31 protein-coding genes and 1 other annotated feature are annotated in these 25734 nt (G+C 42.6%); of the genes, 12 read left to right on the forward strand and 19 right to left on the reverse strand.

Annotation, left to right across the window (positions count from 1 at the left end):
* The first annotated feature begins 90 nt into the window (after positions 1 to 90).
* Both LP107_RS00520 and LP107_RS00525 read left to right on the forward strand, forming a co-directional pair.
* On the forward strand, positions 91 to 336 hold the full coding sequence (locus LP107_RS00520) for a hypothetical protein (protein WP_078274709.1): 246 nt from the start codon (positions 91 to 93) through the stop codon (positions 334 to 336).
* Between the two features lie 286 nt (positions 337 to 622).
* Positions 623 to 898 carry a hypothetical protein gene (locus LP107_RS00525; protein WP_078274708.1) on the forward strand — a complete coding sequence of 92 codons (276 nt, stop codon included), beginning with the start codon at positions 623 to 625 and terminating at the stop codon, positions 896 to 898.
* Here the strand turns inward: LP107_RS00525 and LP107_RS00530 are convergent.
* The 4 genes from LP107_RS00530 to ykgO form a co-directional block, all read right to left on the reverse strand.
* Complete coding sequence (locus tag LP107_RS00530; RefSeq protein ID WP_158079680.1) at positions 893 to 1048, reverse strand: hypothetical protein; 156 nt, start codon at positions 1046 to 1048, stop codon at positions 893 to 895. The two genes, LP107_RS00525 and LP107_RS00530, sit on opposite strands and share 6 nt — an antisense overlap.
* Before the next feature lie 51 nt (positions 1049 to 1099).
* On the reverse strand, positions 1100 to 1234 hold the full coding sequence (locus LP107_RS00535; protein ID WP_264676041.1) for a hypothetical protein: 135 nt from the start codon (positions 1232 to 1234) through the stop codon (positions 1100 to 1102).
* Positions 1222 to 1563 carry a hemerythrin domain-containing protein gene (locus LP107_RS00540; protein WP_228157741.1) on the reverse strand — a complete coding sequence of 114 codons (342 nt, stop codon included), beginning with the start codon at positions 1561 to 1563 and terminating at the stop codon, positions 1222 to 1224. The genes LP107_RS00535 and LP107_RS00540 overlap by 13 nt, the downstream gene beginning before the upstream one ends.
* A 173-nt stretch (positions 1564 to 1736) precedes the next feature.
* Positions 1737 to 1877: a type B 50S ribosomal protein L36 gene (gene ykgO, locus LP107_RS00545; protein ID WP_029103571.1), complete on the reverse strand. Its 141-nt coding sequence runs from the start codon at positions 1875 to 1877 to the stop codon at positions 1737 to 1739.
* A 482-nt stretch (positions 1878 to 2359) separates the two neighbouring features.
* Between ykgO and LP107_RS00550 the strand changes: the two genes are divergently transcribed.
* A complete protein-coding gene (locus LP107_RS00550) occupies positions 2360 to 2845 on the forward strand; it encodes a hypothetical protein (protein ID WP_112741695.1) in 486 nt (161 codons plus the stop codon).
* 57 nt (positions 2846 to 2902) lie between these two features.
* Here the strand turns inward: LP107_RS00550 and fabF are convergent, their stop codons facing one another.
* Both fabF and LP107_RS00560 read right to left on the reverse strand, forming a co-directional pair.
* Complete coding sequence (fabF, locus tag LP107_RS00555) at positions 2903 to 4195, reverse strand: beta-ketoacyl-ACP synthase II (protein ID WP_112741696.1); 1293 nt, start codon at positions 4193 to 4195, stop codon at positions 2903 to 2905.
* A 139-nt stretch (positions 4196 to 4334) separates the two neighbouring features.
* A complete protein-coding gene (locus tag LP107_RS00560) occupies positions 4335 to 5204 on the reverse strand; it encodes an AraC family transcriptional regulator (protein ID WP_078274702.1) in 870 nt (289 codons plus the stop codon).
* A gap of 276 nt (positions 5205 to 5480) precedes the next feature.
* On the opposite strand from LP107_RS00560, the gene LP107_RS00565 reads away from it, so the two are divergent.
* Both LP107_RS00565 and LP107_RS00570 read left to right on the forward strand, forming a co-directional pair.
* Complete coding sequence (locus LP107_RS00565; RefSeq protein WP_112741697.1) at positions 5481 to 7094, forward strand: MFS transporter; 1614 nt, start codon at positions 5481 to 5483, stop codon at positions 7092 to 7094.
* Positions 7095 to 7259: 165 nt separating this feature from the next.
* The gene (locus LP107_RS00570; RefSeq protein ID WP_158079678.1) at positions 7260 to 8294 is read left to right on the forward strand and encodes an HlyD family secretion protein; all 1035 of its coding nucleotides are present in this window, start codon (positions 7260 to 7262) and stop codon (positions 8292 to 8294) included.
* 54 nt (positions 8295 to 8348) lie between these two features.
* Here the strand turns inward: LP107_RS00570 and hisF are convergent, their stop codons facing one another.
* From hisF to LP107_RS00615, 9 genes are all read right to left on the reverse strand, one after another.
* Positions 8349 to 9155, reverse strand: a complete 807-nt coding sequence (gene hisF, locus LP107_RS00575; RefSeq protein WP_112741698.1) for an imidazole glycerol phosphate synthase subunit HisF — start codon at positions 9153 to 9155, stop codon at positions 8349 to 8351.
* Positions 9149 to 9877 (reverse strand): 1-(5-phosphoribosyl)-5-[(5-phosphoribosylamino)methylideneamino]imidazole-4-carboxamide isomerase, encoded by a 729-nt coding sequence (hisA, locus tag LP107_RS00580; RefSeq protein WP_228157742.1) that lies wholly within the window; start codon positions 9875 to 9877, stop codon positions 9149 to 9151. Before hisA ends, hisF begins: the two co-directional genes overlap by 7 nt.
* Positions 9878 to 9983: 106 nt before the next feature.
* A complete protein-coding gene (gene hisH / locus LP107_RS00585; RefSeq protein ID WP_112741699.1) occupies positions 9984 to 10586 on the reverse strand; it encodes an imidazole glycerol phosphate synthase subunit HisH in 603 nt (200 codons plus the stop codon).
* Positions 10587 to 10748: 162 nt separating this feature from the next.
* Positions 10749 to 11837 (reverse strand): bifunctional histidinol-phosphatase/imidazoleglycerol-phosphate dehydratase HisB, encoded by a 1089-nt coding sequence (gene hisB, locus LP107_RS00590; protein ID WP_112741700.1) that lies wholly within the window; start codon positions 11835 to 11837, stop codon positions 10749 to 10751.
* A 110-nt stretch (positions 11838 to 11947) separates the two neighbouring features.
* A complete protein-coding gene (hisC, locus tag LP107_RS00595) occupies positions 11948 to 13003 on the reverse strand; it encodes a histidinol-phosphate transaminase (protein ID WP_078274691.1) in 1056 nt (351 codons plus the stop codon).
* A gap of 102 nt (positions 13004 to 13105) precedes the next feature.
* Positions 13106 to 14389 (reverse strand): histidinol dehydrogenase, encoded by a 1284-nt coding sequence (gene hisD / locus LP107_RS00600; protein ID WP_078274690.1) that lies wholly within the window; start codon positions 14387 to 14389, stop codon positions 13106 to 13108.
* A gap of 137 nt (positions 14390 to 14526) precedes the next feature.
* Positions 14527 to 15417 (reverse strand): ATP phosphoribosyltransferase, encoded by an 891-nt coding sequence (gene hisG, locus LP107_RS00605; protein WP_264676040.1) that lies wholly within the window; start codon positions 15415 to 15417, stop codon positions 14527 to 14529.
* A gap of 22 nt (positions 15418 to 15439) precedes the next feature.
* Positions 15440 to 15562: a sequence feature (His leader region), on the reverse strand.
* A 427-nt stretch (positions 15563 to 15989) separates the two neighbouring features.
* The gene (gltA, locus tag LP107_RS00610) at positions 15990 to 17267 is read right to left on the reverse strand and encodes a citrate synthase (protein ID WP_078274688.1); all 1278 of its coding nucleotides are present in this window, start codon (positions 17265 to 17267) and stop codon (positions 15990 to 15992) included.
* 15 nt (positions 17268 to 17282) lie between these two features.
* The gene (locus LP107_RS00615) at positions 17283 to 17453 is read right to left on the reverse strand and encodes a hypothetical protein (RefSeq protein ID WP_158079677.1); all 171 of its coding nucleotides are present in this window, start codon (positions 17451 to 17453) and stop codon (positions 17283 to 17285) included.
* 871 nt (positions 17454 to 18324) lie between these two features.
* Here LP107_RS00615 and sdhC point away from each other — a divergent pair.
* The 6 genes from sdhC (at position 18325) to LP107_RS00645 (ending at position 22546) form a co-directional block, all read left to right on the forward strand.
* Positions 18325 to 18705, forward strand: coding sequence for a succinate dehydrogenase, cytochrome b556 subunit (gene sdhC, locus LP107_RS00620; RefSeq protein WP_078274686.1), 381 nt, complete (start codon positions 18325 to 18327; stop codon positions 18703 to 18705).
* On the forward strand, positions 18705 to 19061 hold the full coding sequence (gene sdhD, locus LP107_RS00625; protein ID WP_029103419.1) for a succinate dehydrogenase, hydrophobic membrane anchor protein: 357 nt from the start codon (positions 18705 to 18707) through the stop codon (positions 19059 to 19061). The genes sdhC and sdhD overlap by 1 nt, the downstream gene beginning before the upstream one ends.
* 41 nt (positions 19062 to 19102) lie before the next feature.
* Entirely contained in the window at positions 19103 to 20956 is a 1854-nt protein-coding gene (gene sdhA, locus LP107_RS00630; protein ID WP_112741702.1) for a succinate dehydrogenase flavoprotein subunit, read from the forward strand.
* 134 nt (positions 20957 to 21090) lie between these two features.
* Positions 21091 to 21801 (forward strand): succinate dehydrogenase iron-sulfur subunit, encoded by a 711-nt coding sequence (locus LP107_RS00635; RefSeq protein ID WP_078274684.1) that lies wholly within the window; start codon positions 21091 to 21093, stop codon positions 21799 to 21801.
* 74 nt (positions 21802 to 21875) lie between these two features.
* Entirely contained in the window at positions 21876 to 22142 is a 267-nt protein-coding gene (locus tag LP107_RS00640) for a DUF2459 domain-containing protein (protein ID WP_112741703.1), read from the forward strand.
* Complete coding sequence (locus LP107_RS00645; RefSeq protein ID WP_078274682.1) at positions 22124 to 22546, forward strand: DUF2459 domain-containing protein; 423 nt, start codon at positions 22124 to 22126, stop codon at positions 22544 to 22546. The genes LP107_RS00640 and LP107_RS00645 overlap by 19 nt, the downstream gene beginning before the upstream one ends.
* A gap of 1 nt (position 22547) precedes the next feature.
* On the opposite strand, the gene LP107_RS00650 is transcribed toward LP107_RS00645, so the two are convergent.
* Genes LP107_RS00650 through LP107_RS00665 form a run of 4 tightly spaced genes read right to left on the reverse strand, consistent with a single transcriptional unit; the run spans position 22548 to position 24634 of the window.
* Positions 22548 to 23195 (reverse strand): nucleoside/nucleotide kinase family protein, encoded by a 648-nt coding sequence (locus tag LP107_RS00650; RefSeq protein WP_078274681.1) that lies wholly within the window; start codon positions 23193 to 23195, stop codon positions 22548 to 22550.
* A gap of 4 nt (positions 23196 to 23199) precedes the next feature.
* Positions 23200 to 23709, reverse strand: a complete 510-nt coding sequence (locus LP107_RS00655) for a GreA/GreB family elongation factor (protein WP_078274680.1) — start codon at positions 23707 to 23709, stop codon at positions 23200 to 23202.
* 17 nt (positions 23710 to 23726) lie between these two features.
* A complete protein-coding gene (locus LP107_RS00660) occupies positions 23727 to 24167 on the reverse strand; it encodes a hypothetical protein (protein ID WP_078274679.1) in 441 nt (146 codons plus the stop codon).
* Complete coding sequence (locus LP107_RS00665) at positions 24164 to 24634, reverse strand: hypothetical protein (RefSeq protein WP_264676039.1); 471 nt, start codon at positions 24632 to 24634, stop codon at positions 24164 to 24166. The genes LP107_RS00660 and LP107_RS00665 overlap by 4 nt, the downstream gene beginning before the upstream one ends.
* Positions 24635 to 25035: 401 nt before the next feature.
* Here LP107_RS00665 and LP107_RS00670 point away from each other — a divergent pair, with 401 nt between their 5' ends.
* Positions 25036 to 25722 (forward strand): aldehyde dehydrogenase family protein, encoded by a 687-nt coding sequence (locus LP107_RS00670; protein ID WP_264676037.1) that lies wholly within the window; start codon positions 25036 to 25038, stop codon positions 25720 to 25722.
* Positions 25723 to 25734 lie beyond the last annotated feature (12 nt).

The following is a 25734-nucleotide window of genomic DNA, read 5'->3' on the forward strand; positions in this document are numbered from 1 at the left end:
TGGAAGGGCGACAAATATTCAAACTTCAAAAATGGTGGTAGCCCTGTTATACTGTTATGTTGCGAAAATTAACAAGTGATAGGGGCGACCATGAGCGAAACTGTCAATTTATCAGCACTGGCGTTTATTTTTGGAGTTGGTGCTTTTGCCATATCGCTGATATGCGTGTATGCGGTTATTAAAAAACCACACCAAGAGCAAGAGCAAAAAGAGATTGAAAAAGAAGTAGAGCATGATTTATTTAGCAAGAAAAATATATTTATGCAAGTAATACAAATTCTACTTTGGATATCTCTCGTTGTTTCAATCGCCAATTTACTGAGCAAAATTTTTTAAAAAATCCGCCCCACCCCATAGGGGTGGATGTGGATGGCGGAAAACTGTAAAATTAGGTGCTTAAGCGGTGTTACAGCACCCCTAAGCTGATTAAAGCCCACAACCAATTTTTGGAGATATTACTGTTAAACTTGCCAAGATTTTCGGTTAGGGGTATAATCGGAATTTATACACCGATTTTGGATTAAAATCCATTTTTGGATTATTCATAATCAAAAAATAATCCATATTTGGATTTAATAAAATAATAATCCATTTTTGGATTTTTTGCAATGGAGTTTACAAAATGTTACAAAACTTAATTAAGCAAGCAGAAATAAAGGCAGGTTCACAAAAAGCATTAGCATGTAGGTTTGATGTGCTTTATCATCGCTTTGGAGATTATAAAGCAGGGCGGAGAACGCCTGATGACGCACTTATTTTTAAATTAGCGGAGTATGTAGGGCTTGACCCAATGCAGGTATTTTTTGCTGTAAAGGCAGAGACAGACCCCGAAAATGGGGAGTTATGGAATAAATGGCGTGCCTGGCGGGAATTGAACCCACGACCTTTGGCTTCATAGACTTCGTTGTTTATTTTGACAAGGCAAAAGCCCTTGCATTTTTCCAATTGGTTCCCCATAGGTGCGTTTTAGGCGGTTGATGTCTCTGATAGCACCCATTTTGGCAAAGCAATCTTTACCAGTAATGGGTGGTATGATGTCAAAATTCATGGGTTATTTTACCATTTTTTTAAAGCGGTTTGGGTCTGCATTGTAAAACAATCACTCCCCATGCTTATCTTCAAATGCCTGATGTTCGGCTTGATATAACTTGCCCAGTCGCTCTTGGGTGGGTTTGTCAAGCAGTTCTCTGGCTTCTTTAACAAACTCATTTTCTTCTTCTTTTAAATGGTGCAAGTCTCATCAATAAGCTCTTGTGCCGTCTTAAAGAATCGCTCGTCCCCTGTTCGCCCATCGGACAGCACCGCCATCATCTCGTCCATCTCATGATGTTCGGCAATGGCGTGGCGAGAGAGTTCTAACCCATCATCAAACGCCATCACAGGCACATACAGATGACGCTCTTCGGCGGCGGCGTGGGCTTCTAGCTCATTTTTTAGGGGGATAAAGGCACTCTCTGCTTTGGGGCGGTCTTGTTGGGTGATGGCATGTTGAAAATCTTGACACAGCTTACGCTGAATGTCGTGATGATGAATGAGTGTACTAAAAATGTCTGACTGGCTCATGGCTTGTCCAATAAATAAAAGAGATATGATGGCTAGTAAGTATAATCATCATAACAAAATAAGCCATGCTTGACAACGCAAGCCCGCCCATCTGTACAAAACAGCGACATTTTAAAATAAGTAATTACAAAAAAACCGCCCCGTAAAGAGCGGTTCGGGGGCATGACACACAATTATTTGCGTTTTTTACCGCCTTGCACGGCTTTAAAACGGGGGTTGGATTTGCAAATGACAAAGGTGCGACCACGACGGCGAACCACTTGGCAATCTTCGTGGCGGGTTTTGGCGGATTTGAGTGATGATAGTACTTGCATGATACTCTCCTGTCAGAGCTGGGATAAATAAAATGTTATAATATACCAAAAATAAGCAAAAAACAAGAGAATTGAGAATAATTCTTGTAAATTATTCGTGTAAAGGGGGGTTAAAATTTGCCCAATCTTAAATTAAAATGGTAACTTACTGATTGTCGGTTATTTTTTTCTATAAATTCATCCAAAATATCATCAATAAACAATGCTCTTTATTTTAAAATTGATAACAAGTGTTTTATCTCAGTGCTTTTTTTAATTATATCTAACGAATTTGATATTTGCCACAGGATTTGTAGGGGCATGTTGAACACGCCCTTGATGATGTAATGATTTTATCGGACGTGCAGAGCCAGTCCCTACGCCCACATATTGTAAATTTGTGGTAATTTTAAAGTTCTTTATTTATATAATGATGGATGATTAAGTCATCTTGCCCTAACTTGATGATTTAAACCTAACCTAGCCATATCACGGAGAAAATGATGAAATTATCTTATCTACTGCCTGCTGTCTTGTTATTCGCCAGTACCGCCCATGCAGAGAGCTTAAACAGCCTAGCCAATAAACAAGCCAATAAAACGGTACACGCCATGAATCAAGAAGAGATAGAGCATAATGGCGAAGATGCCTATACGTACGCATTGTCGCAAAAAGACATTATTTATGCTGACATCAATAAAGATGGCAAAAAAGATGCGATAGTCTCACTGTATTATTGCGAAGAGCTAAACTGTCATAATACCACAGGCAGTTTTGAAGTGGCGACATTTTTGGCAACGGGAAAAAATCAATACAAAAAAGGCGATGTGCATTCGGCAGAATTATCAGGCAATGTTAAAGTGGTCAATGGCATTATCCATGTTACAGAAGTATCTTATGCCGATAGCGACCCGAGCTGTTTCCCGTCAAAAAAGCGAACGGTTAAACTAAAATCAAATAATCAAGGCAAATTGGTTAAAGTGAAATAATTCTGCCAAGTCTATCTATAAAAAGCCCTGTTCTAAGACAGGGCTTTTGGATTTTTATTACGCCCAACGCCTAAACACCAAACTACCATTCGTCCCGCCAAAGCCAAAGCTGTTCGAAATGGCATAGTTCACACCACTCACCGCCCTTGCGGTATGGGGAATATAGTCAAGCGTACAGGCAGGATCTGGGTTGTCTAGGTTGATGGTGGGGGGTAGGGTTTGGTGCTGTAAGGCAAGCACGGTAAAGATGGCTTCTATCGCTCCTGCCGCCCCGAGCAAATGCCCTGTCATGGATTTGGTGGAACTCACCAAAATGTTTTTACCAAATAGGCTTTCAATCGCACTGCTTTCTGCCACGTCCCCTGCGGGCGTGGACGTGCCGTGGGCATTGATATAGCCGACTTTGTCGGTACTGATACCGCCGTCTGCTAAGGCGTTTATCATCGCACGTTTTGCCCCGTTACCGTTTGTTGGTGGGGCGGTGATGTGGCTTGCGTCATTGCTCATACCAAAACCTGCCACTTCTGCCAAAATCGTTGCCCCACGAGCCTTAGCATGAGCAAGGCTTTCTAGCACCAACGCCCCTGCTCCGTTCCCAAGCACAAAGCCATCTCTGTCCTTATCAAAGGGGCGAGACGCTCGGGTGGGTTCATCGTTGCGAGTGGATAGGGCGTGCATTGCCCCAAAGCCCGACAGTCCAAGCGGTGTGCTTGCCTTTTCGCTACCGCCCACCAACACCGCATCCAAATCGCCACAGGCGATGAGCCTTGCCCCAAGCCCGATGGCGTGCGTGGATGTGGTGCAAGCGGTGGACGTGGCAAGGTTCGCCCCTTTTAGGTTATGGCGAATGGCGATGAGCCCTGCGGGCATATTGACGATGGAGCCTGGGATGATAAAAGGTGAGACTTTTTTTGCCCCGTTATCACGCAGGGTATCTCGGCTATTCTCAATGGTTTGTATGCCACCAATCCCTGACCCCATCACCACACCAAATCGCTCGCTGTCCACATTAACAGGCAAACTTTCGCCCTTAATGCTATCTATCAGTCCAGCGTGATACAAGGCTTGGGCGGACGCAACTTGGGCGTAGTGCACAAACTCATCAAAACGGCGAATCTCTTTGGGGTTCAAAAACTCTTCGGCATTAAAATCCTTAACCAGCCCTGCAATCTTTGAGCGAAACTCACTCATCTCCAAGCCGTCAAAATCAGGTATGGCACGAATACCGCTCACGCCATTTGTTAAGTTTGCCCAAATGGTGTCCAAATCATTGCCCACAGGGGTAATCGCCCCCATGCCTGTGATGACCACTCGCTCGCTGTCGGCTCGCTCAAAATGAGGTTTTTTCATCGTTATATTCCTTGCAAATGTTTTTGAAAAATTTGTTTACAATTTAAAGAGGGTATTGTAACAAGATTTTTTTAAAAATAGAAGTTTACAAGTGTATTATTTTGTAAAATAAAACTGCCATAAATAGCATTTAACCCCATCATTTTTGGGTGGCGTTGTCATGAAGGTTAAATTGTTTGCGAAATTCATGGGCTGTAACACCTTGCCATGTCCTAAAAAACTTAGCAAAATGGGTGCTTTCACCAAAACCAAGCCGTTCGCCGATTTGTGTTATTGTCAAATCACTGTGGACAAGCAGTCGTTTGCTCTCCAATAATAACCGCTCAAAAATCAATGTTTTGGCGGTTTTTTGGGCGTGGGTTTGGCAAGCGGTGCTTAGTGATTTTGGTGAGCAGGCGAGCATTTTGGCATAAAATTGTACTTGATGATGAGTTTGATAATGTTGCTCTAATAATGCCAAAAACGCCTGATGACGAACCAAACTTGGGCTGTTGGTCAGCGTTGCTTTGCCAAAACAGCACTGTAAATATAATAAAAATGCCGATAGCTGATGTTGTAAAAACGCCACCTTTGTGGTCAAGTCGGTCATGGTTAAGCCAATTTTTAACACTTCGCCAAAATTGTGCAGGGCGATTTTTTCTTGCTCATCAAAGACTTGCACGGACGGAAAAGTCTCACACGACACCGATTTTACCAAAAATTCATCTCGCCAAGTCAAAATAAAACCATCAAAACCGTCGGTGTGGTTCATCTTGTGTAGCTGGTGGGGGCGGATAAATACCGCTTGCCCTGCGGTGGTGGAAATTTTTTCAAAATCAATCACTTGCTCGATGGTGCCACTGGTGCAAAAAAACCAAATAAAAAAATCAAAACGGTGTGTTTTGTCCATTTGTGCCATCAGATTGCGATGATAATCGTCAGCGTTGGCGTTTAGTTTACTGATGAGTCCACAATTAAAATTGAGTGAGAATTGGCGTGGTGGAATGAGTGGTATGTCAAAATTTCCCATTTTTACCCTAAAAAAGTATGATTTTGACCTATTTTAATAAAATTTTTGTCAGTATAATAGCCATTCTTTGTATCAATATCATCAAAAATACACGATGGCGGATAATGCCCAACTGCCTCATGGGTATTAAGGTGTTGTTGCTTAATTTGACCCAGTTAGTTTATCTAAGCTGATTTGTCTGGGTGAATTTATGGGCGAATTTACCCAAAACCCATTTATCTAAATCAATTTATCCAAACCCAATTTTAAGCTCATTTATCCCAATCAACAAACCCTATGGCACTTCAAGACAACGGCTACATTTATAAACCTGATGAACAGCCTTTTATGGCTGGCTCGCCTGCCTCTCCGATTCACACAGGCAAAAGACAGCTTGCTTATGTGTTGATTGGGCTGTTATTGATTTTTTGTGCAGGGTTACAAAACGGGCTTTTGACCGCCAACATGGGGGCGGTGCGTGGTGAGCTTGCCTTAGACACCATGCAGGGCATTTGGGTGCAGTCGGCATATTTGATGGGCAATGCGGTGATGGGCATAATGTGGCTAAAAATTCGCCAACATTATTCTTTACAAAAGTTTGTTCGTTGGACGCTGATTTTGATGTTTGTGAGCAATGTGCTCCAAACTTTTGGTGGTCGCTTTGAGCTCGAACTCGTCGCTCGTTTTATCATGGGTGTGGGAACGAGCGGGCTTTTGACGCTGGGTATGTTTTATGCCATGCAAACTTTTCGGGCAGGCAAGGCACTCATTCCACTGGCGTTATCAGCAGGGCTCATGCAGGCGGTGTCAAGCCTTTGTTATATGATGTCGCCCACGCTACTGGCGGACGGCAATGTGACAGCGATGTTTGTGTTTCAGCTTGCCATCACCCTCATTTGCCTATCTGCTGTGCTGTATTTGCCCCTACCAAAAGGCTATCACGAGCCTGCTTTATCATGGAGAGATTGGCTCAGTTTTGGGCTGTTTTCGGCAGGGGTGGCGTGTCTTTGTGCGTATTTGAGTTTGGGGAATGTGGTGTGGTGGACGACCACTTGGCTGGGGTTTTTCTTGGCGTCTGGGGTGCTCTTTTTGGGGCTAGCGTTGTGGCTGGAAGCCTATCGTGACAAACCACTCATTAACTGGCATTGGATTTCTGCTCGGCAAATCAGTTTCTTTTTGCTCATGGCAATGCTGACACGACTGTTTACGACAGAGCAAAGCGTGGGGGCAGGGGGTGTTTTGGCGTTGATGGGGTTAAGTAGTGAACAGCTTTATGGGTATTATAAACTCATTTTTATCTCCTCTTTATTTGGACTCATACTAAGTATCATCACCCTAAACCCCAAAGATGTTCGCCGAAATACCATGATAGCCCTGCTGGGGATTGCGGTGGGGGCATATTTGGACATCGGTGTGTCGTCCGTTACGCCTGTCAGTCATTTTTATGTCAGTCAGTCATTGATTGCTTTTGCGACCTTTTATTTTGCAGGACCTGTGATGTTGGAGGGCATGGTGAGAGCGATTGCCGAAGGGGTAGAGCAGATAGCGGGCTTTGTGGCGGTGTATTCGGCGACACAGGTGTTTGGCGGGCTTTTGGGGAATGCCATTTTTGGGGCATTTGTGCAAATTCAAACACAAGCCCACCTACAAAACCTGCTTGCTCAAATCACCCTCGATGATGGCACCATCACCACCGCCAACTACGCCCAAGCGGTACAAATGGCAAATCTAGAAGCAAGAATCTTGGCATATAACGATTTGTTCTTTTGGGTTTGGGTATTTGCCAGTTTGGGCTTTGTGGTGTCTTTTGTCTTTTGGGCGTATCGCCGTTACCATCAAATTGATGTGCTAGAAGTGGAAATGCAAAAATTGCAAGCCTATTTGGCAGACACCAATCGAGGCAGACGATGATGGTTAAGTTATCAAGGGCGTTATTTGCCCCATCACCAATATTTAATTAAAAACCAAATAAATGCAATAGAGTAAAAAATGACGCAATCTACACCAATACAAAATGAAGAACCCCAAACAAACCCAAATGAGCCACAAACTTGGCAACCCAAAAAGAAATCTCCCTTGAAGAAATTGTTGGTGCTAGGTCTTTTGCTCTCGGGCGTGATGGGGATTTTGTATGCTTATCAATTACCACCTTTTTCTCCCAATTATATCGAGACCAACAACGCCTACATTCGTGGTAAGGCGACCGTGATTAGTCCCAAAGTGGGTGGCTATGTCAAGGAAATTTTGGTGCAGGATTATGAGTGGGTGGAGGCTGGACAACCGCTTGTACAGATTGAGACGGAGCAATATGAGATGAAGGTGGCTCAGGCGAGTGCAGGCGTGCTTGCCCAAGAGACGGCATTGCAAAAAATCAAGCAAGCCCAAACTTCGGCGGTCGCTAACATCGCCGTCATGGACGCAAACATCAGCTCGGCACAGGCAACCCTTGCCAATGCGCAGGCACAATTTGGCAGAATGGCAGAGCTGATTAAGATAGACGCTGTGTCTCGTCAAGCCTATGATGACGCCCAAACCAATGTCAAAAAAGCACAGTCGGCACTTGCCCAAGCCATTGCTCAGAAAAAAGCCTCTGAACAGCAGGCGATTGATGTGAAGGTGAATGAAAAAAGTAATCTGGTGGCGATTGACAATGCCAAAGCAGGGCTTGAACTTGCCAAATTAGATTTGGAGCAGACCTTGATAAAATCACCCATCAGCGGACAGCTTGGCGAGATTACCGCAAAGACAGGGCAACTGGTGGCGGTGGGGACGAATTTGATGACGGTGGTACCACCTGATTATTGGCTGATTGCCAATGTCAAAGAAACCGAAATCGCCCAAATTGGCATAGGGTCACTTGCTCACATTGAGATGGATGCTTTGGGCGGAAAAACCATATTAACGGGCAAAGTTACTCAAATCGCCCCTGCCACAGGGTCGGAGTTTAGCACTGCCAAAACCGACCCCAGTACGGGTAATTTTATCAAAATCGCTCAAAGAATTCCTGTCAAAATTGAGTTTGACCCTAATCAAAGTGCGGTAAAAAATGTGAGTATGGGCATGTCGGCGGTGGTAAAAATCGATAAAGTCAATGAGGTTGCTGTTAAATGACGATGGTTAAAAAACGCCATTTTCTGATAACGGCGTTTTTGTGGGTAGTGGTGGTTAAGTTCGAACTGCAACACCTTGATTTTTAAGGTAACTTTTAAGCTCGCCAATCTGTATCAACCCCTTATGAAACACACTTGCCGCCAACGCTCCGTCCACATTGGCTTGCACAAATACATCATAAAAATGGCTCATTGCCCCCGCCCCACCTGACGCAATCAGTGGCACAGCACAAATTTCACGCACTTTGGCAAGCTGTGCCACATCGTAGCCAGCCCTTACGCCGTCTTGGTTCATCACATTTAGCACAATCTCGCCCGCCCCCAAATTTTGGACTTCACGCACCCAGTCCGCCACCTGCCACTCAGTTTTTTTGGTCTTTTTTTCATCGCCTGTATATTGGTTTACCCAATAAATCCCCGTGCTTTTATCGTACCAACTGTCAATGCCTACCACCACCGCCTGCACGCCAAAGCGTTTGGCAAGCTCGGCAACCAGACTTGGATTTTCAAGGGCGGGCGAATTGACCGAAATCTTGTCCGCCCCATATTCAAAAATCACTTCGGCATCGACAAGCGTACGAATGCCCCCCGCCACACAAAAGGGAATGTCAATGACCCGTGCCACTTCACGTACCCACGCCTTGTCCACCGTCCGTCCGTCTGACGATGCCGAAATGTCATAAAATACCAGTTCGTCTGCCCCTTCATCGCTATAAAACTTGGCAAGTGGCACAATGTCGCCAACAATCTCGTGATTTTTAAATTGCACGCCTTTGACCACTTGTCCATTTTTGACATCAAGACAAGGAATAATGCGTTTGGCTAATTCATTTTTTTGTTTTAAAGTTTCTAAAATCAACATTCTATCGCTTCCTTTAAATCAACTTTCCCTTCTAATAACGCTCGCCCAACAATAATACCACTCACGCCTGTATTTTTAATCGCTTTAATATCATCAAGATTGCCAATACCGCCCGATGATTGGATTTTTAAAGTGGGGTATTTTTTTATTAAGTCTTGATATAGGGCAACATTAGAACCCGTTAATGTCCCGTCTTTGCTAATATCGGTACAAAGAACATGAACCAAGCCCACTTGCAAATATTCATTGATAATATCATCAAGCAATACCCCGCTATTTTCTTGCCAACCGCTAATGGCAATATAGGGGTTATTGTCAATGACATTGACATCAAGGGCAAGGACAAATTTATCCGCCCCATAAGTATTAAACCACGATTTAACCAGAGCCTTTTCTTTAATTGCCAATGAACCAATTACCACCCGTCTTGCCCCAAGGTCAAATAAGGCTTTGATTTCGCTCTCATTTCTAATACCGCCCCCGACTTGAATGTCGGCACTCGTTTGTTTAATGATTTGTCCAATCAAATCAATTTGGCGTTTGTTTGGGTCTTTTGCCCCTGTCAAATCCACAAGGTGCAAATAATTTGCCCCATCGTTAATATATTCTTGGAATTTTTTAATCGGGTCAAAGTCATAACTCGTTTGTTTGGCATAATCGCCTTGATGTAAACGCACAATTTGCCCGTCTATTAAATCAAGTGCGGGGATAATTAAACTCATTGATATATTCTCCATCATTTGTAAGGTGCGTAATACGCACCGTTTTTGGACTTAATATTTTTTTAAAATGTGGACTTTGCGGGCAAATTATATTCGCCCCTATGATTTAAATATTTTCCACAAAGTTTTTTAATAATTGTAAACCAACCTTGCCAGATTTCTCTGGGTGAAATTGCATTCCAAAAAAATTGTCTTTATTGACAATGGCACTAAATGCCTGCCCATAATGGCTTGTGGCAAGGGTAAATTCATTGACACCCATTGCATAACTATGAACAAAATAAACAAAATCGCCATTGTTAATGTTTTTAAACAAAGGATTATTTATCTCATCAAAATACAGTTTATTCCAGCCCATATGCGGTAAGGGCAATTCACCCACTTCTAGTTTATGCGTATTGTTGGCAATTAAATTTAGCGTGTTAATATTGGCAGTTTGCCCCTCAAGAGAATACTCGCCCAATAATTGCATTCCCAAACAAATGCCAAGCGTGGGTACTTTGATTTGTCTAATGGTATCAATTAAACCTTTTTTGCTAAGTTCATTCATTGCAAATTCAGCCGTTCCCACCCCCGGTAATACTATCTTTTCGGCGGATAAGATGATTTCTTTATCGTCCGAAATAATCGGGGTAATACCCAAGCGTTCAAAGGCAAATTTAACCGAAGTTAAATTGGCACAGTTTGTGTCTATAATTACTAATTTCATTTTTTATCCTGTTTAACTAAAATCATATCATTCATTTATTTTAATTTTTTGGTGTGTAGGGGCTTAGCTTGGCACGCCCTGAAAATAATATTCTGATAACTGGGCGTGTGCAACACGCCCCTACAAATCCACTCAAAAAATAATCAATAAACAATTTAAAAATCACAAAACCCCTTTACTACTCGGTAATTCATTCCCTTCAATTCTAATACATTGTCTGAGTGTTCTGCCAAACACTTTAAATAAACTTTCTATTTTGTGGTGGTCATTGTCGCCTTTGACTTTTAAATGCAAAGTTGCCATCATTGCATACGCAAGCGATTGAAAAAAATGTTCGGTCAATTCGGTGCTAAAATCACCCACTTTGTCTCGGCTAAATTTGCCTTTAAATTTTAAAAATGGTCTGCCCGATAAATCCATCGTGCATTCGGCACGGCATTCGTCCATTGGCAAAACAAAGCCAAAACGGGCAATGCCTTTTTTATCGCCAATCGCTTGTTTTAATGCCTCCCCAAATGCAATGGCGGTGTCTTCTACCGAATGATGTTCGTCAATCCACAAATCGCCTTTGCAGTCAATGGCGACTTTAAATCCACCGTGCGTGGCAATTTGGTCTAACATATGGTCAAAAAAGCCAATGCCTGTTTTAATGTCATTCACGCCCGTTTCATCAAGCCAGACTTGCACTTTAATGTCAGTTTCTTTGGTTTTACGGATAACTTCGCCATAGCGTTTTTCTCGCTCGCCAATATTAGTTGTCGCTTGTCCCAATAACTTTTCGCTAATTAACGCCCAATTTAAATTATCAGGATTATATTTAAGTCCAACAATACCCAAATTATTCGCAAGCTCAATGTCGGTATCTCTATCGCCAATCACAAAGCTACTCTCTTTATCAAATAAATTATTATCAATATAAGATTGTAATAGTTTGGTTTTTGGCTTTCGGCAGTCGCAATCATCGTCTTTAAAATGCGGACAAATCAAAATATCATCAAAGACAATGCCTTGTGATGTAAAAATATCCAGCATTTTATTGTGCGGTTTGTCAAAATTTTCCTTTGGGAAACTGTCCGTGCCCAGCCCATCTTGATTGGACACCATCACAAGGCGGTATTTTTTTTGTAATGCCAACAGGGCGGGAATCACACCTTTTTCTAACTTTAATTTTTCCAAACTGTCAATTTGAAAATCGGTTTTGGGTTCGTCAATTAAAGTGCCGTCTCGGTCAATAAATAGAGTAGGTTTCATTTGTTGTTCCTTTAAAAAATAACTTGGGTTTAAGCGTAAGGTGCGTAATACGCACCATTTAGGGTTCTGATTTTAAAGGGTGCGTGGTACGCACCTTACGAGTTCAAAAATTAAAATTTCTTTAACGTATTAATTAACGCCAAATTTTCATCTTGTGTACCAATGCTAATACGAATACAATTTGCCAAATTTAAGGCGGTATGTTGGTTTCGGACAATAATGCCTTGTTCCCAAAGTTTGTCAAACACCGCTTGACCATCTTTAAGTGTTACCAAAATAAAATTGGCAACACTTGGGTAAATGTTTTGTACAATTTCTAAGTTTGATAGTTCATTTTCCAGCCAAGTTTTATTATCGAGCGTAATTGCAAATTTATCTTGCATTGCTTGAATGCCAATATCTGATAAAGCAAGTTCGGCGATTGATACACAAGGCGTGGGAATGGGATAAGGGGCGATGATTTTTTGTAAACTTTGGATAATCCATTCATTTGCCAAAACAAAACCACAGCGAATGCTTGCTAAGGCAAAGGCTTTTGAAAGCGTGCGAATGATGATTAAATTATCAAAATGATTTAATTCATCTACAATACTGTTATCCAAACAAAAATCAATATAGGCTTCATCAACCACCACAACCGCTTTGTTTTTGGTCATATCAAGTAATTGAATAATAACATCTTTGTTTAATAAATTGCCCGTTGGGTTATTGGGACTGCAAATAAAAATAACTTTGACTTTATCCAAATTATTTTCAATTTCAGCTAAATTTAATTGAAACTCAGCCGTTAAAGGTATGGTTTTGGTATTGATATTAAGCGTATCGGAGCTGACCTTATACATTCCATAAGTGGGCGGACAATAAAGTACGCTCTCATCATTTTCACAAAAGGCACGGATAATCAGCTCAATGCCTTCATCGCCACCCCGAGTGATTAAAATTTGATTATTATTCACCCCTGCATAATTGGCATAGGCAGTTATTATGCTTTGCGGTTGTGGTTCAGGATAGCGATTTAAATTTTCCAAAGATAAATTGGTTAATAATTCATTGGGCGAAATAGGATATTCATTGGCATTTAACCAAATGGTGCCATTACCGCCAATTTTACGGGCGGATTGATAGGGGGTTAAGGTTTGTACGCTTTTTTTAATTAAGGTTTGCATTGTATTTTTTCCATTTTTACATTTAAAAAAATAACCATTTTAATTCATTGGCGTGTAGGGGCGAATTGCAATTCGCCCTTAAAAATCCGTTAAAATGATAATTTATTCCCCCAATTCTTTTAACCGCACTTCTACCGCCAATTTATGAGCGTCTAACTGTTCGGCACTTGCCATTGTCGCAACGGTGTTCGCCAAATTTTTAAAGCCGTCCACGGACAATTCTTGCACGGTCATTCGTTTATAAAAGTCCGCCAAACCAAGCGATGACTGGGTGCGGGCGTAGCCATAAGTCGGCAAGGTGTGGTTGGTGCCACTGGCGTAGTCGCCCATACTTTCAGGCGTGTACGCCCCCAAAAACACCGAGCCTGCATGGCTGATGTCGTCCAGATATTGACGGGGATTGTCGGTATTGATAATGAGATGCTCAGGGGCGTAACTGTTTGAAATTGAGACACATTCTGTCAAATTATCAGCGATGATGATACGGCTTTTGGCAAGGGCAAAGCGTGCGGTGTCGGCTCTTGGCAGGCTTTTTAATTGTGTGTCAATCTCGCCCAAAACCTTATCGGCTAAGGCGTGGCTGTCGGTCAGTAAAATCACTTGACTGTCCGCCCCGTGTTCGGCTTGCGAGAGTAAATCGCTTGCCACAAAGCTAGGATTGGCAAAATTATCCGCAATTACAAGTACTTCCGATGGGCCTGCGGGCATGTCAATGGCGACACCGTCCGCCATCGCTTGGCGTTTGGCTTCGGTAACAAAGGCGTTGCCCGGCCCAAAGATTTTATCCACTTTGGGAATGCTGTCCGTGCCGTACGCCATTGCACAAATCGCCCCCGCACCGCCTACCGAGAAAATCTCGTCCACGCCACAGCGTTTGGCGGTGTATAGAATTTCATCGCAAATCGGGGCGGGCGAGCAAAGGACGATTTTTTTGCACCCTGCGATTTTGGCAGGAATGGCAAGCATCAAAACCGTTGAAAACAAAGGAGCAGAGCCTGCTGGAATATACAGACCCACTTTTTCAATCGGGCGAGTGGCGACAGAACAGCGAACGCCTGCCATTGTTTGGGTGTCAATGGGCGTGGGGATTTGGGCGGTGTGAAATTTGTGAATGTTGGCATAAGCGGTGTCAATGGCGGATTTTAGCTCGTCTGATAGGGTGTTTTGGGCATTGTCAAGTTCGCTTGGGGCGATTTTTAGGCTGTCCAATTTGACTTTATCAAACTTTTCGGCAAGGGCAAACAGAGCAGTATCCCCTTGATTTACCACTTGATTTTTAATATCAGCAACAATCGCGGTAATCTCATTGCCAAGCGTTTGGGCGGGGCGAGTTAGGGCGGTTTGGCGTTCTGTTTGGCTTAGGTTTTTCCAGATTAGGGTTTGCATAGTTTTCTCTTTAAAATCAGTTAATTAGGTGTAATTGGTAAGGTGTGTGCTTTTTTAATAACCGTATTCACCATTTAAAAAATCATTGTCCAAAACGGTGCGTGCTACGCACCTACGATTGATGATAAATTATTGAATTAAATCATCATTTTTTCAATGGGCAACACCAAAATAGAACTTGCCCCCATTGCTTTTAAATTTTCCATCGTTTCCCAGAACAGCGTTTCTTGGCTGACAATGTGCACCGCCACTTTGCCGTCATCTTGAGCAAGGGGCAAGATGGTCGGATTTTCGGCACAGGGCAGAAATTTGACAATCTCAGGGAGCTTGTCTTTGGGGGCGTGGAGCATAATGTATTTGCTTTCTTTGGCTTGCTCTACGCCTGTCATTCGAGTTAGAAGTTTGTCCACAAGGGCTTGTTTTTCGGCGGATAATGGCTCGCTTTTGACAATTAGGCAAGCCTTTGAGCGGTAGATGACTTCCACTTCTTTTAAGCCATTGGCTTCTAAGGTTGCCCCGCTGGAGACCAAATCGCAAATGGCGTGGGCTATCCCTGCACTGGGGGCGACTTCTACCGAGCCTGTCAGTAGGCAGTTTTTGAAGGGGACGGTATTGTCGTCCATATATTTTTTTAACAAATTGGGGTAGCTGGTGGCAATGCGGGCGTTTTTTAGGCTTGCAAGTGATTGATAATCAAAGTCCTTTGGCACGGCAAGCGACAGACGGCATTCGCCAAATTCAAAGACTTTAAGTTTGTTAAAGCTGGCGGTTTCGCCCTTGTTTTGGCGGTCAAGCTGGCATTCGCCCAGCACATTTTCGCCCACAAAACCCAAATCCGCCACGCCATCAAACACAAGGGCGGGAATGTCATCGTCTCGCACCCGAAGTAGTTCAATGGGCTGATTTTTGGCATAGACGATGAGACGGTCTTTGTTGTAATGAAATTTGATACCACAGGCTTTGAGTAGCTCTTGGCAGTCATCGCTTAGGCGACCTGATTTTTGAATGGCGATTTTTAGACGATTCATAATTTTTCCTTTAAGATTAAAAAACAAAAAACCCTTGAAATTGCTTTCAAGGGTTGATACCGTCTTTTGTGCCATCGCCTTGAAAGTCTTTTTTCTTTCAAGCAAAGCCACACGCCCAAAAGAAATTTAGGAGTGATGGTGATGATGACGAGTGGCGATAACGGGGTAATTCATGATAAATAAGATATAAAAAGTTTTTTAATATAGGCGTTATCATAAGATATTTTTTGCTAAATGGCAAGCGTTATTTTTGTAAAATGTTTGATGCTTTTTAAATTGGTGATGGGGTATGCTTGTATTTTCACCTTATTTTATAATTGGCTCTGGTTCAAAAAGTATGTTATAAAGAAAACCATTCGTGGTGAGCCATGCCTGCTCATAACGATTTTCCTACTCGCAGGCTCAGGGGGGAACGGAAAACCTAGTTTGGCATACTTTTTGGACTAATACCTTATAATTTAATAAAAACGGTAACAATGGCAAGCATGCCCTAATGTTTACATGTCCCAACCATGACCATAAAATCCCCCAATCGCTTGGGGGATTTTATGGTCATTTGTTAAAAGACAGGATTATTTGCGGTCTTTCACCTTAACAAAGGCACGGTGCATCTCGCCAGTATAACGCTGACGTGGACGACCGATTTTGAAGGCTTCTGAGTGCATTTCTGTCCAGTGAGCAATCCAGCCTGCCGTGCGAGCTAGGGCAAAGATAACAGTGAACATAGACGTTGGAATGCCAATCGCTTTTAGGATGATGCCAGAGTAGAAGTCTACGTTTGGATAGAGCTTACGCTCAATGAAGTAGGGGTCGTTTAGTGCGATTTTTTCTAGCTCCATAGCAAGGGCAAGCTTGGGGTCATTTACGCCCAAGGCACCTAACACTTCATCGCAAGTCTCTTTCATGACTTTGGCACGGGGGTCAAAGTTCTTATAGACACGGTGTCCAAAGCCCATGAGCTTGGCTTCTTTGGTCTTAACTTTTTCCATGAATGGAGCAACATTTTCGATAGAGCCAATCTCATCAAGCATGGTCAATACCGCTTCGTTGGCACCACCGTGTGATGGCCCCCATAGGGCAGCGATACCTGCTGCGATACAGGCATAAGGGTTGGCACCTGTTGAGCCTACCAAACGTACGCTTGATGTTGATGCGTTTTGCTCGTGGTCAGCGTGTAGGGTAAAGATTTTGTCCATCGCTTTGACCAGTACAGGGTCTGGCTTGTAATCTTTGTCACCAGGGGTGGCAAACATCATATATAGGAAGTTTTCGGCGTAGCTAAAATCCTTGCGTGGATACATGAACGGCTCGCCAATTGAGTATTTGTAGCTCATGGCAGCAAGCGTTGGGGCTTTTGCAATCAAGTCCACACAAGTATCATCACGATGCTGTGGGTCTGAGATGTCTAGGTGGTTGTGATAAAACGCTGACAACGCACCGACCACGCCAAGCATAATCGCCATTGGGTGGGCATCACGGCGAAAACCTTCAAAGAATTTACGCAACTGGTCATGTACTGCCATGTGGCTTGTGATGCGTGCGTAGAATTTGTCTTTTTCTTCGGCATTTGGCAAGTCGCCATAGAGTAGGGCGTAGCAGACTTCTAGGTAGTCGGCATTGTCCGCAAGCTCGTCAATGGCATAGCCACGGTGCAAAAGCTCGCCTTTGTCGCCGTCAATATAAGTGATTTTGGATTCTACTGGGGCGGTCGCCATGAATCCTGGATCATATGTCCAAAGACCTGCTTTTGCCACCGCACTTACGTCCAATACAGGGCGACCCAAGGTGGATTCTAGGACTGGCATTTCATATTCCGTGCCATCAACGACTAATTTCACTTGTTGTGTCATAATAATAACCTTAATTTAACGGTGCCTAAATCCTGACCCAAAAGCCTTATCCTGCTTGGTTTGGGCTAATTTGGCATTGTGAATTTGCATGCTGGCAGGTAACCGAGCATGATGTCCTTGGTCTTGTTGGTCGCTGAATTCCTTGCAACGTGCGTCCGTTTGCCAAAGCAAAGGCATATTGCTCATCATCGCCATCAAGTATCATGATGATACAAAAACTTTGCCAAACTTACAAGCCCTAGCACGATAAATTCCTTAAAAAATTGTAATTAATCTCCAAGCCCTTACACTCATTCACTTTTTTGCCTAAGCTTATCTTGCTCCGACCGTCCAAATCGTAAAAACCTTAGCCATCATACGGATTTTTGACATATTTTGTAACAATATTATCGTCAAAGTGGTTCAAATTTTAGCAAAAAATTTGACGTCAGTTACATAAAAGTTGTAATTTTGTTTGTAAAATTTGTTCAAGCGTTTTATAATTTATCTGTTTAACTTGGCAGGTCATTTTAAAAAACGATAATCAATTTCATTGTCAATAGGGTAACACGACATTTGATAAATTTTGTAATAAGTTTTGTGATAATTTCACAAAAAGTTTGGTAAAAGTCTGTGAAATTTTACTGATAAATACTCTCAAATGTGCTGTTTGGACAAGGTTTTTAAAAGATTAAAGATTTTTAATGATTTGTAAAAGTAAAAATAGCGAAGTGTTTAAGCCTGATGGCTTTTGCATGGTTGCTTGGCACGCTGACACTGCGTGACACAAGCGACATTGATTTAACGCTGTGTTCAGACTTCTTATTTTTAAAGACAGCCTGACGGTGTGATTTTTTGCGTTTAAAAATTTAAAATATCCTTAATATACTCATGCCAAATCATTTAGGGTGATTTACTAGATTTGGCAGATTAAAATCAAAACCGATGTTTTAAGTTTTTAATTTTACAATTGAAAGGCCGTTTTGTATTTTAATTGTGGCAAAAATCACCCAAAAAGCCAGCTCTCCTTGCCGTCTTGTTCGTTTTGTACGGCTCATTTTGATAAGGACGCCCGCTCGTGAAAGATAACCGACCGATTAACTTACCCCTAAGTCAAGTGATTGCGGTGAACTCAAAGTCCCCAATCGCTATGGCTTCTATTTTGCACCGTGTATCAGGCATTGTGCTGTTTTTGCTTGTGCCTGTCATGCTGTGTATTTTACAGACGTCACTGTCATCGCCAGAAGGGTTTGAGACGGTGCTAAATAATATCGCCCTTAGGTTTGTGGCGTGGATTTTTGTGGCGGCAACCGCTTACCATTTTGTCATGGGAGTTAAGCACTTACTTGCTGACCTTGGCATGAACGAAGAGTTCAAATCAGGTAAGACGGCGGCGATTGTGAGCTTTGTTATCGCATTTGCCTTGATTATTGCGTCCTTTGTGTGGGTGATGTTCTAATGAAAAGAAACAATTCAGGCATTAAAAGTGCCACAGGTCTGACAGGTTCAGGCTCTCGTGATTGGGTGCTACAACGTATCAGTGCGGTGGTGCTTGCCCTTTATTCTGTGGTGTTGGTAGGATTTTTCCTATTTAATCAAGTGGATTATCAAGCATGGCATGGCTTTATGATGAGCTTGCCCATGAAGTTATTTAGCCTTGTGGCGATTTTGTCGCTCGTGTTTCACGCATGGGTGGGTATGTGGACGGTATTTACCGACTATGTCAAATCGTCAGGCTTGCGTATTGCTCTACAAGGCGTGGTCATCGTTGCCATTTTGGCGTACCTATTTTGGGGCGTGATGATTTTTTGGTAATTTTCCAAAATCGTCCTTCTTAAATATTCATAGGAAAAATAATTATGGCATTAGCACCAGAAAAACCCATTGAAAATATCCCCACCCTAAACTTTGACGCGGTCATCGTTGGCGGTGGCGGTTCAGGCATGAGAGCGTCTTTACAGCTCGTTGAAGGCGGTATGAAAGTTGCCGTTTTGACCAAAGTATTCCCAACCCGTAGCCACACTGTTGCCGCCCAAGGGGGTATCGGTGCGTCATTGGGTAACATGAGTCCTGATAACTGGCATTTTCACTTTTATGACACCGTCAAAGGCTCTGACTGGCTGGGCGACCAAGACGCCATTGAATATATGTGCCGTGAAGCCCCAAAAGTCGTGTACGAGCTTGAGCATATGGGCATGCCGTTTGACCGTAACGCAGACGGCACGATTTATCAGCGTCCGTTTGGTGGACACTCTGCCGAATACGGAGCAAAACCTGTTCCCCGTGCGTGTGCGGCAGCCGACCGTACAGGACACGCTCTTTTGCACACTCTGTACCAAAAGAACCTAGAAAAAGGCACGCAGTTTTTTGTGGAGTGGATTGCCCTTGACCTTATCAAGGACGCTGACGACAACATTAACGGCGTGATTGCCCTTGACCAAGAAACAGGCAACATCTCGGTATTCCAAGCCCAAACAACCGTACTGGCAACAGGTGGTGCAGGACGTATTTTCCGTGCCTCAACCAACGCCTACATCAACACAGGGGACGGTCTTGGCATGGCGGTGCGTGCAGGTATTCCATTACAAGACATGGAATTTTGGCAATTTCACCCAACGGGCGTGGCAGGAGCGGGCGTGCTTTTGACCGAAGGCTGTCGTGGTGAAGGTGCGATTTTGCGTAACAAGCATGGTGAGCCGTTCATGGAGCGTTATGCACCGACACTAAAAGACTTAGCCCCCCGTGATTTCGTCTCTCGTTCTATGGACCAAGAGATTAAAGAAGGTCGTGGCTGTGGTCCGAACGGTGACTATATTTTGATGGACATGACGCATTTGGGTCTGGACACCTTGATGAAGCGTTTGCCGTCTGTGTTTGAGATTAGTCATAACTTTGCTAACGTGGACATCGCCAAAGAAGCGGTGCCTGTTGTGCCTACCATTCACTACATGATGGGCGGTATCCCAACCAACATTCACGGTCAAGTAACCGTGCCTGTGCTTGACGGTCATGTGGACGAACAAGGTCTATATACCGAAGGTCGTGTGGTCAAAGGCTTGTACGCCATTGGCGAATGTGCGTGCGTGTCAGTACACGGTGCAAACCGCCTAGGCACGAACTCGCTACTTGACTTGGTGGTGTTTGGTCGTGCGGCAGGTCAGCATATCCTAGATGAATTTGCCAAATCAGACCGCAGTTATAAGCCACTTGACCCACGAGTGTTGGACTACACGCAGTCTCGTCTTGACAAGCTACAAAACTCTACCGAAGGCTACAACGCCCAAGAAGTTGCCGATGAAATTCGCAATATCATGCAGTCTCACGCTGGGGTGTTCCGTACGCAGGCACTTATGGATGAAGGTGTAGAAAAAATCATGGCACTGGCTCCAAAAGTTGCCCAAATCCACCTAAAAGACAAATCAGCCGTCTTTAACACCGCTCGCATTGAGGCACTCGAAGTTGCCAACCTTTACGAAGTGGCAAAAGCGACCATGCTATCAGCGTCCTTGCGTCATGAATGCCGTGGGGCTCACAGCGTGCTAGATTATGAAAAGCCAGAAGATGACAGCTACGCCCCACTAGGACGTAACGACCATGAGTGGATGAAACACACGCTTTGGTACTCTGAGGATAACCGTGTGATTTATAAGCCTGTACGCAAACAGCCTTTGACTGTGGAGTATTGTGAGCCACGAGTGCGTACGTTCTAATTTTGACAAATTGATAAGTTGGGTGTAAAAGCCCAACTTATATAGATGATTTGCAAAATGTATCATTTCAAATTTAAATTAGGTCTTTTTTAACAAAAACAGTTAAAAATCCCAAATTCCCAATGGAGAAACCCATGAGTCGAGGCAAACGCATTGTAGAGATTTATCGCTACGACCCAGACAAAGACAAAGCCCCTTATATGCAAACATATGAGATTGAGCTACTAGATACCGACCGTATGTTGCTTGACGTATTATTGCGTCTTAAAAAGATGGACGAAACCTTGACATTCCGCCGTTCATGCCGTGAGGGTATCTGTGGCTCGGATGGTATGAATATCAATGGCAAAAACGGTTTGGCGTGTCTTATCAACATGAACACCTTGCCCGAGAAAATCATCGTTCGCCCCCTACCAGGTTTGCCAGTCATCAAAGACTTGGTGGTGGACATGAACCAATTCTACGCCCAATACGAAAAAGTTCATCCATTCCTAATCAACTCACAACCCGCTCCGCCAAGAGAGCGTTTGCAGTCGCCAGAAGACCGTGAGAAGATGAACGGACTTTATGAGTGTATCTTGTGTGCGTGCTGTTCTACGTCTTGTCCGTCATTTTGGTGGAACCCAGATAAGTTCTTGGGGCCGTCAGCCCTGCTTAACGGCTACCGCTTTATCATTGACAGTCGTGATACCGACACTCAAGCTCGTTTGGCCAGGCTTGATGACCCATTTAGCTTGTTCCGCTGTCGTGGTATCATGAACTGCGTGTCTGTCTGCCCTAAGGGTCTAAACCCCACTAAGGCTATCGGTCATATCCGTAATATGCTATTGGATACGGCGGGTTAATCACGCTTTTCACACTTTGATGTGTAGCATGGGTAATTGGATAAAACCAGTTACCCATTTTATTGGGTGTTTATGTGCCAAAATTTTTAAAAATTTTCTTAAAAACAATGGGTTATTTTATCTCCTTATTGCTGACGTATGGCATACTGATGACCTGTGCGACTTTTTTACCAAGCCAAATAAGTAAATATAAGCTCACCAATGATGAGCCTGCCATTGATATTTATGTGATTTCTAATGGTGTGCATACGGATTTTGTGCTACCAACTGTCAGTAGTCAGATGAACTGGACAAGCGTCTTTGACCCAAGCCCCAAGACGGCATGGCGGATAACTGGGTGAGTATCGGGTGGGGCGATAGGGATTTTTATCTAAATACCCCCACGTGGGCGGATTTGCAAGCGGATACAGCGTTTAATGCCTTGTTTGGGCTTAGTACGTCTGTGTTGCACGTCAGTTTTGAGCCTGACAAAACGGTACAAACCTGCCAAAAATGTCGCAAAATCACCCTAACACCCCACCAATACCAAGGTATCATTGCCCATATTCGTGCCACTTTGCCTGCCGAGCGACCATTCGCAATCAGTAATGCACGCTATTGGCATAATGACGCTTTTTATCCTGCGGTGGGTAGTTATAATGCCTTTTATACCTGTAATTCGTGGGTCAATCACGGATTTCAAAAAGCCGATGTCAAAACCGCCCTATGGACGGTGCTGGATATAGGGGTGATAAAAGAGCGATAAGTCATATCGTGTTGTGTATTCTTGGAACTGGTGTGTATTTTTCAATGATTTGTAAAATATCATTGGCGATATTTTCTACCGTTTTGTTATGGCAATCTACATCTATCCAATTTATCTCCTTGCCAATATATTGAATAACATGAGATTGTTTTAGCCAATGATGAATTTCTGCAAGGTTATTTGATATTTGATGTAAAGAATGTTTATTTTCCTCATGTTTGCCATAATTTCTTTGTCTGCAATGATAACGTGTTAATAATTCATTTTCTGGTAAATGAAGTTGAATGACAATATCTGGTATTTGAATGGCATATTCTTTTTGTCTAATTTTGGAAAAATAAGCCATTTTATCAGTATGCTTATGCCATCTGATAGATAGACTGGTAACAATTCCTCTGTCGCTAATGATTAAATGATTATCATGCCAATCAATAGATTTGGCATGATAATTTGAACGGAAGTGATACAAATAAGCTTGATAAAAATCGAAATATTTAAATAATGGAAATAACCTCTCCAAAATATGATTTGATGGCATGGGATGCGTTGGGTGTAAAAATAATAATTGGTAGTTGGCATACTCTTGTGATAAATATTTAATCACGGAGGATTTGCCAACGCCTTTTACACCTTCAATTGCTATATACATAACATCAAAATCTTTTTTTGTGAAGTTTATTGACTTCTATTTCCCAAGATTGAGAACCTAAAACCAACTCATCAGATATTTCTCCTTCTTGCAATCCCATAATAGATTTGGCGAGTGGGGTATTATAGCCAATTTGTTGATTATCAATGTCGGTTTCATCAAACCCCATAATTTCCCAATCCTCGTCAATTGAATCGCCCGTTAATAAATTCCAACGTGTGATACTGACCCATGAGCCAATGGCGACGTGCGTAGTTGGTCTGTTGTCGTTATTAATCACAATGGGTTTGGCTTGCGATAATCTGTCGGTTAATTCTTTAACCAAATGATTTAGGTTTGCCTCCATTTGTTGCTGTCTGTTAAATTCGGGGTTATCGTGCCAGCCATCCCCCGACAATTCAAAGGCGACTTGCCTATCTGTTCTTACTTGAGCGTACTCTTGCTTTTTTCTCTCTAAGAGGGCTTTAAGATTATTAAAACCAGTTTCTGTTAAGTGTACAATATTGTCTTGCATAATAAGCTCCTAAAATGTTAAAGGGATTGTAAAAATGATTGGCAATCTTGTGCATCATTTTTGCTATAATCATTGAGAATATCAAGCATTAACTCACAGGATTTTATGTTAAAATCCTGCTGATAAAAATTGATTTTCTTTTTGATTTTATGACGCAAAGAAACCATAAGTATCAAATCATCTTTTGGGTATTTATTTTCAAGAATGGTAATTAAGGTTTGGTGTGGATGATTGTCTGTTATTTTTAAATTATGCTCCAATAAGTGCAGGCACACATGGCGAAAAATTCTGTCATAAAAATTTAAATAACAATCGTATTTGTTTGATAAATTTTTCTTTCTTAATATTTTTAAACTTAATTGTTCCTTATTGATGAGATGGTTTATCTCATTTTGATTGTGTATTTTCTCTACTTGATGATTGTTAATCAATTTTTGATAAAAGGTATTATTTTTCATGATTTTTCCATGGACTGAGTGTGAGTAATAAAAGTATTTAGATGTTCTTTTAATTGATTGGTTGTGATATAAGTTGGATTAATGTTTGGATTGTTGCTGGTGGGAAATAATAGGTTTTGTAGATTGGTTGTGGGTGTGGTGCAAATAATGGTTGCGGTCATGCTTTTTTGCCCAGCAATAATTTTGTGTAGTGTGTTTGAGCTTAGATGATAAGTATCGCCACAGACATGGTGGTGTGTTTTGGTTTTTGTGAGGTATTTTTTGCCAAGATATGCTGTTTGTGCTGGTTTATTTTGGGATTTTGCTGTATAGAGATAGCAATCCAAAGGTTGAGCGTTATCGTGATGTGGAAAACTTTCTTGCCAAGTTTCGGAATTTAATTCCCCAAGCAGAATATGAGAAGTATAATCCCAGCGATGATTGTGAATATTTTCCTCAGCAAGTACGCCCTCAAACCAAATATGCAATCTTAGTTTGTAGGCATTATCAATAAGAACAACTTTAAGAAAGCCATTGCCGTGAAAGTAACTGTGTTTGGCGATTTGTTGGAGTGTTTTTTCGGAGCTTAAAATGTCATTTTTGATGATGTGTATGATATTATCTAAATGACAATGCTGTTGTACTAGATGGGATAGGGCGTGTAGGTTGTGGGTTTGATGGTTATCAAAGAAAGTGTCAAAGATGGCTTGAAGCTGGGCAAGAGTTGCCCTAGAATGGTTGGTTGGTTGGTTGGCATGGTTATTCCCTCGGTCTTTTTGTGGATTTTAAGCGTAAATGGTTATTTTGTCAATGATTGGGTGGATAATCTTGATATTTTATGTGTTTAATGTTATAACTTGGTGATTTTTAATGTTATTAGAAGCTTACCATGACCGAACTCGCCACCGATTTAACCACCTACATGACCGAAGTGGGACAAAAAGCCAAAACCGCCTCCGCCCTCTTTGCCCGTGCCGACACCAAAATCAAAAACCACGCCCTAATTTGTATCAAAAACCAAATCATCGCCCACAAAGATGAGATTTTATCCGCCAACGCCAAAGATGTCCAAAACGGCAAGGATAAAGGCTTAGAGTCTGCCTTGCTTGACCGCCTTGTGATTAGCGATAAAGTCTTTCACGGCATTTTAAGCTCGCTTGATGATGTGATTGGCTTGCCTGACCCCATTGGCGAGATGAGCGAGCTGACTTATCGTCCAAGTGGTATCCAGCTTGGCAGTTATGAAAAGCGTGATGGGAAAACAGGCATCATGGGCGATGTGAATTTTAACTTTCATGGTGTGTACACCAAACATCTCGATGGTGTAAAAAATACAGATGACAGATTGCCAAATCTACAAGGCTCTGGGCGTGTCCGAAGTCTAAACGAGGCGATGGCATTGTCTACCCAGCTCAAAGAGATAGTAACGGGCTATCTAAATGCTAAAAGCAAAGAGGAACAGTTGTCAATGATGAACGGTTTGCTCAAAGCGTGGGCAAAGACCGACCCTGAGTATCAAGACTATAATAAACCGATTCTCTTGTCGATGAGCAGTTCTCTCAAAAAGGAGCGGTAAGAGTAGCAGGTG

Source organism: Moraxella bovis, from assembly GCF_025985205.1.
Classification (GTDB): domain Bacteria; phylum Pseudomonadota; class Gammaproteobacteria; order Pseudomonadales; family Moraxellaceae; genus Moraxella; species Moraxella bovis.

Excerpts from the sequence above, each read along its gene's own strand:
- LP107_RS00615 (WP_158079677.1), bottom strand. The coding sequence starts at position 17,453 with ATGAGCAATATGCCTTTGCTTTGGCAAACGGACGCACGTTGCAAGGAA.
- LP107_RS00550 (WP_112741695.1), top strand. The coding sequence starts at position 2,360 with ATGAAATTATCTTATCTACTGCCTGCTGTCTTGTTATTCGCCAGTACC.
- ykgO (WP_029103571.1), bottom strand. The coding sequence starts at position 1,877 with ATGCAAGTACTATCATCACTCAAATCCGCCAAAACCCGCCACGAAGAT.
- LP107_RS00645 (WP_078274682.1), top strand. The coding sequence starts at position 22,124 with ATGGCGGATAACTGGGTGAGTATCGGGTGGGGCGATAGGGATTTTTAT.
- hisC (WP_078274691.1), bottom strand. The coding sequence starts at position 13,003 with ATGCAAACCTTAATTAAAAAAAGCGTACAAACCTTAACCCCCTATCAA.
- gltA (WP_078274688.1), bottom strand. The coding sequence starts at position 17,267 with ATGACACAACAAGTGAAATTAGTCGTTGATGGCACGGAATATGAAATG.
- hisH (WP_112741699.1), bottom strand. The coding sequence starts at position 10,586 with ATGAAATTAGTAATTATAGACACAAACTGTGCCAATTTAACTTCGGTT.
- LP107_RS00540 (WP_228157741.1), bottom strand. The coding sequence starts at position 1,563 with ATGAGCCAGTCAGACATTTTTAGTACACTCATTCATCATCACGACATT.
- sdhD (WP_029103419.1), top strand. The coding sequence starts at position 18,705 with ATGAAAAGAAACAATTCAGGCATTAAAAGTGCCACAGGTCTGACAGGT.
- hisA (WP_228157742.1), bottom strand. The coding sequence starts at position 9,877 with ATGAGTTTAATTATCCCCGCACTTGATTTAATAGACGGGCAAATTGTG.
- LP107_RS00660 (WP_078274679.1), bottom strand. The coding sequence starts at position 24,167 with ATGAAAAATAATACCTTTTATCAAAAATTGATTAACAATCATCAAGTA.
- hisF (WP_112741698.1), bottom strand. The coding sequence starts at position 9,155 with ATGTTGATTTTAGAAACTTTAAAACAAAAAAATGAATTAGCCAAACGC.
- LP107_RS00520 (WP_078274709.1), top strand. The coding sequence starts at position 91 with ATGAGCGAAACTGTCAATTTATCAGCACTGGCGTTTATTTTTGGAGTT.
- hisD (WP_078274690.1), bottom strand. The coding sequence starts at position 14,389 with ATGCAAACCCTAATCTGGAAAAACCTAAGCCAAACAGAACGCCAAACC.
- LP107_RS00670 (WP_264676037.1), top strand. The coding sequence starts at position 25,036 with ATGACCGAACTCGCCACCGATTTAACCACCTACATGACCGAAGTGGGA.
- LP107_RS00635 (WP_078274684.1), top strand. The coding sequence starts at position 21,091 with ATGAGTCGAGGCAAACGCATTGTAGAGATTTATCGCTACGACCCAGAC.
- LP107_RS00530 (WP_158079680.1), bottom strand. The coding sequence starts at position 1,048 with ATGAATTTTGACATCATACCACCCATTACTGGTAAAGATTGCTTTGCC.
- hisG (WP_264676040.1), bottom strand. The coding sequence starts at position 15,417 with ATGAATCGTCTAAAAATCGCCATTCAAAAATCAGGTCGCCTAAGCGAT.
- LP107_RS00655 (WP_078274680.1), bottom strand. The coding sequence starts at position 23,709 with ATGCAAGACAATATTGTACACTTAACAGAAACTGGTTTTAATAATCTT.
- LP107_RS00565 (WP_112741697.1), top strand. The coding sequence starts at position 5,481 with ATGGCACTTCAAGACAACGGCTACATTTATAAACCTGATGAACAGCCT.
- fabF (WP_112741696.1), bottom strand. The coding sequence starts at position 4,195 with ATGAAAAAACCTCATTTTGAGCGAGCCGACAGCGAGCGAGTGGTCATC.
- LP107_RS00560 (WP_078274702.1), bottom strand. The coding sequence starts at position 5,204 with ATGGGAAATTTTGACATACCACTCATTCCACCACGCCAATTCTCACTC.
- hisB (WP_112741700.1), bottom strand. The coding sequence starts at position 11,837 with ATGAAACCTACTCTATTTATTGACCGAGACGGCACTTTAATTGACGAA.
- LP107_RS00525 (WP_078274708.1), top strand. The coding sequence starts at position 623 with ATGTTACAAAACTTAATTAAGCAAGCAGAAATAAAGGCAGGTTCACAA.
- LP107_RS00650 (WP_078274681.1), bottom strand. The coding sequence starts at position 23,195 with ATGTATATAGCAATTGAAGGTGTAAAAGGCGTTGGCAAATCCTCCGTG.